The following is a 12,174-nucleotide window of genomic DNA, read 5'->3' as shown; positions in this document are numbered from 1 at the left end:
GCGAACGATGAAAGCATTTGTACCGGCACTGGTTCTCAGTGCAGTGAGTTTCTCCGTTTGGGCGCAGGACGCCACCGTCAGCAGCGAGCTGATCAAGCGCGGCGAGTACCTGGCGCGCGCCGGTGACTGTGTGGCCTGCCATACCGATGGCAAGAACGGCAAGACCTTCGCCGGCGGCCTGGCGATGGAGACGCCGATCGGCACCATCTACTCGACCAACATTACGCCGGACAAGAAAACCGGCATCGGCGATTACAGCTTCGAGGATTTCGACAACGCGGTGCGTAAGGGCGTAGCCAAAAACGGCAGCACCCTGTACCCGGCGATGCCGTACCCGTCGTTCGCGCTGGTGAAAGAGGACGACATGCGCGCCATGTATGCCTATTTCATGCACGGCGTGCAGCCGGTGGAGCAGGCCAACAAGGACTCCGACATCCCGTGGCCGCTGTCGATGCGCTGGCCGCTGAGCATCTGGCGCGGCATGTTTGCGCCGTCGCCGGCGGATTTTGTCGCCGACGCCAAGGCCGATCCGGTGATTGAGCGCGGCCGCTACCTGGTGGAAGGCCTGGGCCACTGCGGCGCCTGCCATACCCCGCGCAGCATCACCATGCAGGAGAAAGCGTTGAGCAACAGCGAAAGCGACGACTACCTGTCCGGGAGCAACGCGCCGATCGACGGGTGGGTGGCTTCCAGCCTGCGCGGTGACCGCAAGGACGGCCTGGGCAGCTGGAGCGAAGCCGAGCTGACCGAGTTCCTGAAAACCGGCCGTAACGACAAAGCCATCGTGTTCGGCGGCATGAGCGACGTCGTGGAGCACAGCCTGCAATACCTGAGCGACGACGATCTGACCGCCATCGCGCGCTACCTGAAATCGCTGCCGCCGAAAGACGGCAAGCAGCAGGCGGCGCCGGTTGAAGACAGCGTGGCCAAGGATCTGTGGCGCGGCGACGACAGCAAGCCCGGCGCGGCGCTGTATGTCGATAACTGCGCGGCCTGCCACCGCACCGACGGGGTGGGCTACAAGCGCGCCTTCCCATCGCTGAAGGGCAATCCGGTGGTACAGACCGAGGACGCGACCTCGCTGATCCACATCGTGTTGACCGGTAACACCACGCCGGCGGTGCAGGGCGCGGTGTCCAACATCACCATGCCGCCGTTTGGCTGGCGTTTGAACGATCAGCAGGTGGCGGACGTGGTGAACTTCATCCGCACCAGTTGGGGCAACAGCGCCAAACCGGTGAGTGCCTCCGACGTGGCCGACGTGCGTAAAGACCGCTCGATGATCCGCGACGAGAAGGAGATGGGCAGCGCCGAGGTGCCGGACCATCCGGACGCGAAGAAGTAAACCGCTTAAGGGCTCCGCAAGGGGCCCTTAGTTTTTCCTGCCTGCGCCGTTTTTTTCAGCATTTCCTGTTCGCAAATCGTTCGTTCGGCCGATAAAACATAGACCCGCAGCGGATTTTTCATTATCCTTTGCCGTCCTTTCATCAGGCGTAAGTATGAAATATCGCTTTAATTCACTGATTACTATTAAAAAATTCGCGGAGAAGGATATCCCGTTAGGCGCAATCGTTGGCGCCGCAGATTAAGGTAGACTGTCTCATGAGTACGATTTCTCCCGATTCAGGCACGCTGACGGCCGCTCAGCCTGCCAAATGGAACAAAACCGACACCGTCTGGATGTTCGGTCTTTATGCGACTGCGGTGGGCGCCGGCACGTTGTTCTTGCCGATCAACGCCGGCCTGAACGGCCCGTTGGTGCTGCTGTTGATGGCGCTGTTCGCTTTCCCGCTGACCTATTTGCCGCACCGCGCGCTCAGTCGCTTCGTGCTTTCCGGCTCCAGCCGCGACGGCAACATTCACGATGTGGTGGTGGAACACTTCGGCGTGCTGGCCGGCAAAATCATCATGGTGCTGTATCTGATGGCGTTCTTCCCGATCGTGCTGGTGTACAGCATTTCGATCACCAACGCGCTGGACAGCTTCCTGATCCATCAGTTTCACGTGGCGCCGCTACCGCGCCTCTGGCTGAGCCTGGCCGTGGTGGTGGTGCTCAATCTGGTGCTGCTGCGCGGCAAAGACAGCATCGTGGCGGCGATGGGCATGCTGGTGTTCCCGCTGCTGGTATTCCTGATGGGCATTTCGCTCTATCTGATGCCGAGCTGGAATACCGCCAACTTCGTGCATGGCCTGGCCGCCACCCGCTTCGACACGCCGGGGTTGTGGCATTCGCTGTGGCTGGCCGTGCCGGTGATGGTGTTTTCCTTCAGCCATGCGCCGATCATCTCTTCCTTCGCCTCGACCCAGAAGAGCCTGTACGGCGACAAGGCGGAACGCCGCTGTGCGCGCATCATGCGCTACAGCTATGTGCTGATCTGCGTTACCGTGCTGTTCTTCGTGTTCAGTTGCGTGCTGAGCTTGTCTCATGAAGACATGCTGCAGGCGAAAGAGCAGAACATCACGGTGCTGACCACGCTGGCCAACAAGTTCTCCAACCCGCTGATCGCCTACCTTGGCCCGGTGATGGCGATGCTGGCGATGGCCAAATCCTATCTCGGCACCTCGCTGGGGGTGACGGAAGGGGCGACCAGCCTGATCGACGGCGTCACGCGCGCGGTCGGCAAGCCGCTCAGCTCGCGCATGACGCACCGCATCTCGGCGGTGTCGCTGTTCCTGCTCACCTGGGCGGCGACGGTGTGGAACCCCAGCGCGCTGCATATCATCGAAACCATCAGCGGCCCGCTGATTGCGGCGATCCTGTTCATCCTGCCGATGTACGCCGTGCGTGCGGTGCCGGCCATGCGCCAATATCGCGCGGCGAGCAACGTCTTCGTGCTGGTGATGGGCCTGATCGCGCTCTCGGCGCTGATCTACGGCCTGATGTGATCCCCTGGGCGCGCCGGCTCCGGCGCGCCTCTTATCCTTCCTTTACACATCCCTTTGCAATTAATCGCCGGCATGCCGGGCGTTATCTTTGATAATGCAAGCCATTCTCATTAGTATTTCCTGAATGTATTCATGACTAAGGAGTCTTTCGTGCACCGTCGAATCACTTTGCCGGCGCTGGTTTGCGCCGCCTTACTCGCCTCTCCGGCGATGGCCACTACCTATCCGTTGACCCTGACCGACACCTCCGGCCAGACGGTCACCCTCCCGCAGGAGCCGAAACGCATCGTGGTGCAGGACGGGCGCGACATTCTCACGCTGGCGCTGCTCGATCGCGCCAACCCGTTCGGCCGGCTGGTGGCCTGGAATAACCTGCTGAAGAAAAGCGACGCGGCGACCTGGGATATCTTGCAGAGCAAATGGCCGGCGGCGAAAAACATCATCGACATGGGATTCAGCGATAAAGGCGAAGTGAATCTGGAGAGCGTGATCGCCAAGCGGCCCGATCTGATGATCGCCCAGCTGCGCTCCAAACCGTCCTTGAGCCAAACCGGCGTGCTGGATAAGCTGAAGGCGCTGAACGTGCCGGTGTTGTTTATCGATACCATGCTCAAGCCGGTGGAAAACACGCCGAAAAGCGTGACGCTGTTGGGGGAAACCCTCAACCGTGAAAGCGAAGCCAAGCAATATACCGATTATTATCAGCAGCATTATCAGGCCATTCTGGCCAAAACGCAGGCGGTGGCACCCAAACCGTTGGTGTTCTTCGAAGCCAAGGCCGGTCTGAATGGCCTGGAATCCTGCTGCTTCACCCATGCGCACGTCGGCTGGGGCGCGTTGGTCGAAGCGGTCGGCGCGCGCAACATCGGTTCTGCGCTGCTGCCGGGTGCGACCGGCGACGTGGCGCTGGAAAAAGTGATCAGCATGAAACCGGATGCCTACATCGTTTCCGGCTCACAGTGGGCCAGCAAGACCAACGCCGCAGTGCCGTTCGGCTATGGCGTGACGCAGCAGCAGGTGGATGAGGCTTTCAACCGCATGAAGCAGCGCCCAGGGTTCGCGCAGCTGTCGGCGGTGAAGGAAGGGCGGTTCTACGGCATCTACCATAACTTCTACAACCACCCGTACAACATCGTCGGGCTGGAGTATCTGGCGAAGTTTATCTATCCGGCGCAGTTCCCGGATTTGGATCCGGCCAAGACCTACAGCGAGATCCTCAGTCGCTTTACCGAAGTGCCGGAAGGCAAGGGCATTTTGGGCGCGCAGGCGCCGGCGGGGAAATAACGGCAACGGGCGCGAGCATCGCGCCCGTTTTTTATCGTCAGGCGGCCGGTGTGTAGGTGGAGATGATCTCGAGCACGCCGTTGATGATGAACTGCACGCCCATACAGACCAGCAGGAAGCCCATCAGGCGCGAGATCGCTTCGATGCCGCTTTTCCCGACCAACCGCATGATGGCGCCGGAACTGAGCAGGCAGCCCCACAGGATCACCGCGACCGTCAGGAAGATGGCGACCGGCGCCACGGCCAACACCCAGGGTTCAAAACCCAGCGAGTTCGCTTTGACGCTCGACGCCGAGCTGATGATCATCGCGATGGTGCCCGGCCCGGCGGTGCTCGGCATGGCCAGCGGCACGAAGGCGATGTTGGCCGACGTCTTGTGGCGCAGCTCGTGCGACTTGCTCTCCACCTCCGGCGCGTCTTCGGGGCTCTGCTGCGGGAACAGCATGCGAAAACCGATGAAGGCGACGATCAGGCCGCCGGCGATGCGCAGGCCGGGGATCGAAATGCCGAAGGTGTTCATCACCACCTGCCCGGCGTAAAACGCCACCGTCATGATGCAGAACACATAAACCGAGGCCATCAGCGACTGCTGATTACGCTCTTCGCGCGTCATATTGCCGGATAACCCGAGCAGCAACGCCACCGTGGTCAGCGGGTTGGCCAGCGGCAACAGCAGCACCAAACCCAGTCCGATGGCCTGGAATAACTGCAAAATACCCGTCATAAAATAGACTCCCTGTGCAACGTTCAGGCCGCCAAACGGCGGCCCATGAGCTGAACAGCCTAGCTTGCCGCGTGCCTGGCGGCAATGGGGATAGCTCGTAACGTTAATTAACCGTCGGCCCGGGCGTTCAGCATCGCCGGCCGGCGAAATTCGTCGGCGGGAGACTCATCGTCATCGCTGCACTCGCCGGCGAGCTCTGGTTCATCCTCACACCCCAGCGGCGCTTCGTTGACCGCAATCGCTCGTGGTACTGAACGTGCGCCAAAATGCACCAGCCCATATAACGTCGCCAATGCTGCGCACGCCACGATGAGGGCTGCGAGTAACCGGTTCATGTTGTGCGCTAAGACCTTGTTCATTGGTGGATAGCGTAAGAATAGTGACGCTAAGGCGGCCTGTCAGCGTAGCGCCGCTGAAAGTAAACGCACGTCTGAAGTCATTATCATTAATTATTTTTAACTGTTTTCACCCTTTAACCGCCTGATCGATGAAGCGAGTCTATAATGGTAAGGCTTTCTGGCATTTCTTTATAATCGAAAACTTAAAAGGAGTTTTACTATGGAAGTGGCAAAAGAATGGGTAGCGGCGAAAAAAATCTCCTGGGGCAGCGTCATCGGCGGCGTGATCACCGTATTGGCTGTTTCACTGTTGCTGTCGACGTTAGGCACCAGTCTTGGATTCTCCATCGTGGATCCGACATCAGACGATCCGATAAACGGCGCCGGTACCACCGTAGTGATTTGGTCCGCTGTTTCAATCATTATTAGTTTGGCCGCCGGCGCTTTTATTGCCGGGCGTTTGGCTGCTAATGACGGACTTATTCATGGCTTCCTGGTATGGGCGACCTCACTGATTGTGGCGGCGGTGCTGGGGGGGATGCTGGTCGGGTCTGCCGTGAAGGCGACCGGCAATGCGCTGGGCGCTATCGCTTCGACCTCCGGCAGCTTGCTCTCCGGCGCCGGTTCAGCGATTGGCAAAGGGGCATCCGGATTGGCGGACGCCGGCGGTAAAGTGTTTGACAAGTTGGGCATTGACACAACCTTGGAACCTGAACAGCTGCAAGGCGATGTGGTTACGGCGCTTAAAAAAAGCGGTATCCCATCATTGCAGCCTGAATTCATGCAACAGCAGTTGAATGCGGCCAAAACTGATTTGGCGGACGCAGTAAAAGCTCTGGCACTTCAGCCTGACAATAGCGACGCCATTATTAATCAACTGGTCGCCAAGCTTAAAAAACAGGGTGAGGCCATCTCGCAAGATGTGGATCAAGACGCCCTGAAAAAGGCCTTGGCGGAAAATACCGATATGACGCCGCAGGAAGTGGACCAGACGGTGAAGAATTTGGTCGAAGCCAAAAATAAAACTGCCCAGCTGGTTAATCAGCGTTTGGATGACGCCGAAGCAAAAATCAATCAGGCAAAACAGGAGTATGTGGAGCTGAAACAGAAGGCGCGCGAGCAGGCTGCCGCTGCTGCGGACGAATTGTCGCGGGCCGCATTGTGGTCGTTCTTTGCGCTGTTGATTGGCGCAGTGGTCAGTGCGTTGGCCGGCTTGTGGGGCGTTAACACCAATGTCCGCCGTATCGCGGTATCACCTGCGCAGGCGTAATCTTCAGGCTCCTTTGCGCGTCTCGATGATATAGGGATGAGAGCCTGGAATACTGACGACGATGAAGTGACTGCCAGGAAAGACTGGCCTCACCCCGGCCCAGGTGCCGGGGTTTTTTATTGTTTCGGCGTAATTAACGACCACCTTTCGCGCGGCGCAGGGCATTAGGCATCAATTGCCACGATCCCTGAGAACAGGTGGATACCATAGATGCGCTGTAAATAATAATGAGTGTGATTATGAAACAAGAACTGCATATTTTACTGGGGAAAATCGGCGCATTCGCGCTTTCCGCCGCCTTCATGGCGGCATTGGTCGGCCTGGTGTTTATCGATGTGCACTGGCTGCATAACTTCGTGCATGAAACTTCGTTGACCGAAGCGGCGCAGGAGCTGTTGCTGCTCGCCATCTCCGGCGGTTTCTTTGCCGCGGCTCGGCGACAGGTCGAGCGTCGTTCCGCCTGGCTGCTGGTTGGCGGCTTCTTTCTCTGCATGCTGATCCGCGAGATGGACTTCGCTTTCGATGCGTTGTGGCACGGCGCCTGGGTGTGGTTCGCGCTGGCGGTCGCCTTGGCCTGTCTGTGGCATGCCGCAAGGCATATTGCGGCTACGGCGCGCGGCCTGGTCTATATCGTGTCGCACCCCGGCTACGGCATGATGTGCGCCGGCCTGCTGTGCATCCTGGTGTTTTCACGCCTGTTCGGCATGAGCGCGCTGTGGCAAACGCTGATGCTGGACGGTTACAACCGGGTGGTGAAAAACATGGTGGAAGAGGGATGCGAACTGCTGGGCTACGGCCTGTGCCTGCTGGCCACCCTTAGCTACCTGAAAGGCGTGTTTGCGCCGGATAGAGCGAAAGCGTGAGGGCGGCGGCGCTTTATTTATCCGGAACAATTTTAGTGATACTATTCGCTTAGCCGAATGCGGCTGAGAAGGTATGCGTTCCATTCTGTATACCCAGTGAGGTTTCAATCTGGCAATTGTGGGCGAGATCTGAAACCTGGCTGACCAAACCCAAAATCCAATTTTCGTACTGCATGTGATCTGTCGTGTGGGTCACCACTGTAGATAAGGAATTATTAATGCCTGTTATTACCCTTCCTGACGGAAGTCAGCGTCATTTCGATCACCCCGTTTCCCCGATGGATGTCGCGCGCGATATCGGCCCTGGCCTGGCGAAAGCCTGTATCGCCGGCCGTGTCAACGGCGAGCTGGTCGACGCCGGCGATCTGATCGAATCAGATGCGCAGCTGGCCATCATCACCATCAAAGACGAAGACGGTCTGGAAATCATGCGCCACTCCTGTGCGCACCTGCTGGGTCATGCGATCAAGCAGCTGTGGCCGGATACCAAAATGGCGATCGGTCCGGTGATCGACAACGGTTTCTATTATGACGTGGATATCGACCGCACCCTGACGCAGGAAGACCTGGATCTGCTGGAAAAGCGGATGCACGAGTTGGCCGATAAGGATTACGACGTCATCAAGAAGAAGGTCAGCTGGCAAGAAGCCCGCGACACCTTCGCTGAGCGCGGCGAAATCTATAAAGTGGCGATCCTGGATGAGAACATCAGCCATGACGATCGTCCGGGCCTGTATCACCACGAAGAATACGTCGACATGTGCCGCGGTCCGCACGTGCCGAACATGCGTTTCTGCCACCATTTCAAACTGCAGAAAACCTCCGGCGCTTACTGGCGCGGCGACAGCAAAAACAAAATGCTGCAGCGTATCTACGGTACCGCCTGGGCAGACAAGAAGCAGCTGAACGCCTACCTGCAACGCCTGGAAGAAGCGGCCAAGCGCGATCACCGCAAGATCGGCAAACAGCTCGACCTGTATCATATGCAGGAAGAAGCGCCGGGCATGGTGTTCTGGCACAACGACGGTTGGACTATCTTCCGCGAGCTGGAAGCCTTCGTGCGCATGAAGCTCAAAGAGTACCAGTACCAGGAAGTGAAAGGTCCGTTCATGATGGACCGCGTGCTGTGGGAAAAAACCGGCCACTGGGAAAACTACAAAGACGCCATGTTCACCACCGCGTCGGAAAACCGCGAATACTGCATCAAGCCGATGAACTGCCCGGGTCACGTGCAGATTTTCAACCAGGGCCTGAAGTCGTACCGCGATTTGCCGCTGCGCATGGGCGAATTCGGCAGCTGCCACCGCAACGAGCCTTCGGGTTCCCTGCACGGCCTGATGCGCGTGCGCGGCTTCACGCAGGATGACGCCCACATCTTCTGTACCGAAGAGCAGGTGCGCGCCGAAGTGAACGAATGCATTCGCATGGTCTATGACGTGTACGGCACTTTCGGCTTCGACAAAATCGCCGTCAAGCTGTCCACTCGCCCGGAAAAACGCATCGGCACCGACGACATGTGGACCCGTGCGGAAGAAGACCTGGCCGCCGCGCTGACCGAGAACGGCATTCCGTTCGAGTACCAGCCGGGCGAGGGCGCCTTCTACGGACCGAAAATTGAATTTACCCTGCATGATTGTTTGGATCGCGCATGGCAATGTGGTACCGTGCAGCTCGATTTCTTCTTGCCGGGCCGTTTGGGCGCATCGTACGTTGGCGAAAACAACGATCGCGTCGTGCCGGTAATGATTCACCGCGCCATTTTGGGCTCCATGGAACGCTTCATCGGTATCCTTACCGAAGAATATGCCGGGTTCTACCCGACCTGGATCGCTCCGGTGCAGGTGGTGGTGATGAATATCACCGACAGCCAGTCTGATTACGTCCAGCAATTGACCAAAAAACTGCAGGATGCAGGTATTCGCGTGAAAGCGGACTTGAGAAATGAGAAGATTGGCTTTAAAATTCGCGAACATACTTTACGTCGAGTCCCTTACATGTTGGTGTGCGGTGACAAAGAGGTCGAAGCAGGCAAAGTTGCCGTTCGTACCCGCCGTGGCAAAGACTTGGGAAGCCTGGACGTAAACGAAGTCGTAGACAAGCTGCTGAAAGAGATTCGCAGCCGTAGTCTTCATCAACTGGAGGAATAAAGTATTAAAGGCGGAAAACGAGTTCAACCGGCGCGTCCTAATCGCATTAACAGAGAAATTCGCGCGCAAGAAGTTCGCCTAACCGGCGTCGATGGCGAGCAGATTGGTATTGTCAGTCTGAATGAAGCTCTTGAAAAAGCTGAGGAAGCGGGCGTTGATTTAGTAGAAATCAGCCCAAATGCCGAACCGCCAGTTTGCCGAATCATGGATTACGGCAAATTCCTCTACGAGAAGAGCAAGTCGACGAAAGAACAGAAGAAGAAGCAAAAAGTTATCCAGGTCAAGGAAATCAAATTCCGTCCTGGCACCGATGATGGCGACTATCAGGTCAAACTACGCAACCTGATTCGCTTTCTGGAAGATGGCGATAAAGCCAAAATCACCCTGCGTTTCCGCGGGCGTGAGATGGCGCACCAGCAGATCGGCATGGAAGTGCTTAACCGCGTCCGTAAAGACCTGTGTGAAGATATGGATCTGGCAGTGGTCGAGTCCTTCCCTACGAAGATCGAAGGCCGCCAGATGATTATGGTGCTCGCTCCTAAGAAGAAACAGTAAGGCTTACAAGTAATGGAACCCGCGCGGCGCTTGCGCTGTGTGGGTTTTATTCGCCCAACTGATTCGTTGTTTAACAATGCGAAGTGGATTTAATTAAAATGCCAAAGATTAAAACTGTACGTGGTGCAGCCAAGCGCTTCAAAAAAACCGGCAGCGGTGGTTTTAAGCGTAAACATGCCAACCTGCGTCATATTCTGACCAAAAAAGCAACCAAGCGTAAACGTCACCTGCGTCCGAAAGGCATGGTGTCTAAAAACGATCTGGTCCTGGTTACCGCGTGCCTGCCGTACGCATAAGCCATTTTTTTTGAATTTAGAATAAGACTTTAGGAGAGAGCATATGGCTCGCGTAAAACGTGGTGTAATTGCACGCGCACGTCACAAGAAAATCATGAAGCAGGCGAAAGGTTACTACGGTGCCCGTTCGCGCGTATATCGTGTTGCCTTCCAGGCAGTAATCAAAGCAGGTCAGTATGCTTACCGTGACCGTCGTCAACGTAAGCGTCAGTTCCGTCAGCTGTGGATTGCACGTATCAACGCAGCTGCTCGTCAGAACGGTCTGTCTTACAGCAAGTTCATCAACGGCCTGAAAAAAGCCTCGATCGAAATTGACCGTAAGATCCTGGCTGACATCGCAGTCTTCGACAAAGTGGCCTTCGGCGCACTGGTTGAGAAAGCGAAAGCAGCTCTGGCGTAAGTCAGTAGAAGAGGGAGCTTGCTCCCTCTTTTAATCTTTGTTTTCAGCGACAAATATTGACTTTCATTGCCCGCCGCTATATCACTGGTGGACAATCATCGACAAGGTACCGCAATCATGCACGCAGCTATTTTTCGTTTCTTTTTTTACTTTAGCGCCTGACTTCAGGAGGCTTTGCGCGTAAGAAAAGAAACGAAAAGTAGCGCCTAAGCCTCCCTCGTGGAGGCTTTTTTGTTTTTGGCCATCGTCCCGCCTTGCAAAGCGTTGCGGTGAGAACGGCGGGTACTCAGCCGGCCCTGTGCCGCGCAGGTGAGCCATCCGGCCGACAACGCATTGAAAAGTCTTTGAAGATTGCTCAAAGGCGTGTTCGAATAATAGATAACAATTACTTAGGGCCATCCCGGCCAGAGGAAGAGGAAAGCAATGCCACATCTCGCAGAGCTGGTTGCCAGTGCCAAGGCAGCCGTAGAAGATGCCCAGGATGTTGCCGCGTTAGATTTGGTACGCGTCGAATATTTTGGCAAGAAAGGTCATTTCACCTTGCAGATGCAGTCTCTGCGCGACGTACCGGCGGAAGACCGCCCGGCGGCCGGCGCGGTGATCAACCAGGCCAAGCAAGAGGTGCAAGACGCCCTGAACGCGCGCAAGAACGCGCTGGAAAGCGCCGCGCTGAACGCGCGCCTGGCGGCTGAAACCATCGACGTCTCCCTGCCGGGCCGTCGCATGGAAAACGGCGGCCTGCACCCGGTGACCCGCACCATCGACCGCATCGAAACCTTCTTCGGCGAGCTGGGCTTCTCCGTCGCTACCGGCCCGGAGATTGAAGACGATTACCATAACTTCGACGCGCTGAACATTCCAGGGCATCACCCGGCGCGCGCCGACCACGATACTTTCTGGTTCGACGCCACGCGCCTGCTGCGCACTCAGACCTCCGGCGTGCAGATCCGCACCATGAAGAACCAGCAGCCGCCGATCCGCATCATTGCGCCGGGCCGCGTTTATCGTAACGACTACGATCAGACTCACACCCCGATGTTCCACCAGATGGAAGGGCTGATCGTTGATAAAGACATCAGCTTCACCAACCTGAAGGGCACGCTGCACGATTTCCTGAATAACTTCTTTGAAGAAGACCTGCAGGTTCGTTTCCGTCCGTCCTACTTCCCGTTCACCGAGCCGTCCGCCGAAGTGGACGTGATGGGCAAAAACGGTAAATGGCTGGAAGTGCTGGGCTGCGGCATGGTGCATCCGAACGTACTGCGCAACGTGGGCATCGATCCGGAAGTTTACTCCGGCTTCGCCTTCGGTATGGGCATGGAGCGCCTGACGATGCTGCGTTACGGCGTCACCGACCTGCGCGCATTCTTCGAAAACGATCTGCGTTTCCTCAAACAGTTTAAGTAAGGCG

Annotated in this window: 13 protein-coding genes and 1 other annotated feature; of the genes, 11 read left to right on the top strand and 2 right to left on the bottom strand. The window is 57.1% G+C overall.

The window, feature by feature from the left end; genetic code table 11:
• Nucleotides 1-7 precede the first annotated feature (7 nt).
• The 3 genes from J0X03_RS13200 to J0X03_RS13190 all read left to right on the top strand — a co-directional run bounded on the left by J0X03_RS13200 (nucleotide 8) and on the right by J0X03_RS13190 (nucleotide 4,170).
• Nucleotides 8-1,345: a c-type cytochrome gene (locus tag J0X03_RS13200; protein ID WP_129993130.1), complete on the top strand. Its 1,338-nt coding sequence runs from the start codon at nucleotides 8-10 to the stop codon at nucleotides 1,343-1,345.
• A 257-nt stretch (nucleotides 1,346-1,602) separates the two neighbouring features.
• On the top strand, nucleotides 1,603-2,886 hold the full coding sequence (locus J0X03_RS13195; RefSeq protein WP_102948152.1) for an SLC5/6 family protein: 1,284 nt from the start codon (nucleotides 1,603-1,605) through the stop codon (nucleotides 2,884-2,886).
• Between the two features lie 150 nt (nucleotides 2,887-3,036).
• Nucleotides 3,037-4,170, top strand: a complete 1,134-nt coding sequence (locus tag J0X03_RS13190; protein ID WP_160204211.1) for an ABC transporter substrate-binding protein — start codon at nucleotides 3,037-3,039, stop codon at nucleotides 4,168-4,170.
• Nucleotides 4,171-4,207: 37 nt separating this feature from the next.
• Here J0X03_RS13190 and J0X03_RS13185 read toward each other — a convergent pair whose 3' ends face one another.
• A complete protein-coding gene (locus J0X03_RS13185; RefSeq protein WP_046686950.1) occupies nucleotides 4,208-4,894 on the bottom strand; it encodes a MarC family NAAT transporter in 687 nt (228 codons plus the stop codon).
• A 107-nt stretch (nucleotides 4,895-5,001) separates the two neighbouring features.
• On the bottom strand, nucleotides 5,002-5,187 hold the full coding sequence (locus J0X03_RS13180) for a hypothetical protein (RefSeq protein ID WP_052133797.1): 186 nt from the start codon (nucleotides 5,185-5,187) through the stop codon (nucleotides 5,002-5,004).
• Nucleotides 5,188-5,452: 265 nt separating this feature from the next.
• Here J0X03_RS13180 and J0X03_RS13175 point away from each other — a divergent pair, with 265 nt between their 5' ends.
• From J0X03_RS13175 to pheS, 8 genes are all read left to right on the top strand, one after another.
• Nucleotides 5,453-6,502, top strand: coding sequence for an AAA family ATPase (locus J0X03_RS13175; RefSeq protein WP_033642876.1), 1,050 nt, complete (start codon nucleotides 5,453-5,455; stop codon nucleotides 6,500-6,502).
• Nucleotides 6,503-6,741: 239 nt separating this feature from the next.
• Nucleotides 6,742-7,365 carry a hypothetical protein gene (locus tag J0X03_RS13170; protein ID WP_160204212.1) on the top strand — a complete coding sequence of 208 codons (624 nt, stop codon included), beginning with the start codon at nucleotides 6,742-6,744 and terminating at the stop codon, nucleotides 7,363-7,365.
• Between the two features lie 218 nt (nucleotides 7,366-7,583).
• On the top strand, nucleotides 7,584-9,512 hold the full coding sequence (gene thrS / locus J0X03_RS13165; protein ID WP_025159696.1) for a threonine--tRNA ligase: 1,929 nt from the start codon (nucleotides 7,584-7,586) through the stop codon (nucleotides 9,510-9,512).
• A 3-nt stretch (nucleotides 9,513-9,515) separates the two neighbouring features.
• Complete coding sequence (gene infC / locus J0X03_RS13160; protein WP_048233542.1) at nucleotides 9,516-10,067, top strand: translation initiation factor IF-3; 552 nt, start codon at nucleotides 9,516-9,518, stop codon at nucleotides 10,065-10,067.
• A 98-nt stretch (nucleotides 10,068-10,165) separates the two neighbouring features.
• Nucleotides 10,166-10,363, top strand: a complete 198-nt coding sequence (rpmI, locus tag J0X03_RS13155) for a 50S ribosomal protein L35 (RefSeq protein ID WP_004931418.1) — start codon at nucleotides 10,166-10,168, stop codon at nucleotides 10,361-10,363.
• A 43-nt stretch (nucleotides 10,364-10,406) separates the two neighbouring features.
• Complete coding sequence (gene rplT / locus J0X03_RS13150; RefSeq protein WP_004931417.1) at nucleotides 10,407-10,763, top strand: 50S ribosomal protein L20; 357 nt, start codon at nucleotides 10,407-10,409, stop codon at nucleotides 10,761-10,763.
• A 113-nt stretch (nucleotides 10,764-10,876) separates the two neighbouring features.
• Nucleotides 10,877-10,999, top strand: a sequence feature (Phe leader region).
• Nucleotides 10,881-10,925, top strand: coding sequence for a pheST operon leader peptide PheM (pheM, locus tag J0X03_RS13145; protein WP_121626058.1), 45 nt, complete (start codon nucleotides 10,881-10,883; stop codon nucleotides 10,923-10,925). Its footprint overlaps the feature before it by 45 nt.
• 187 nt (nucleotides 11,000-11,186) lie before the next feature.
• Nucleotides 11,187-12,170 (top strand): phenylalanine--tRNA ligase subunit alpha, encoded by a 984-nt coding sequence (gene pheS / locus J0X03_RS13140; protein ID WP_043143373.1) that lies wholly within the window; start codon nucleotides 11,187-11,189, stop codon nucleotides 12,168-12,170.
• The last annotated feature ends 4 nt before the right edge of the window (nucleotides 12,171-12,174 follow it).

This window comes from Serratia ureilytica, assembly GCF_017309605.1.
Classification (GTDB): domain Bacteria; phylum Pseudomonadota; class Gammaproteobacteria; order Enterobacterales; family Enterobacteriaceae; genus Serratia; species Serratia ureilytica.
The sequence above is the reverse complement of the archived record's forward strand: the minus strand, read 5'-3'. Positions and strand labels throughout refer to the sequence as shown.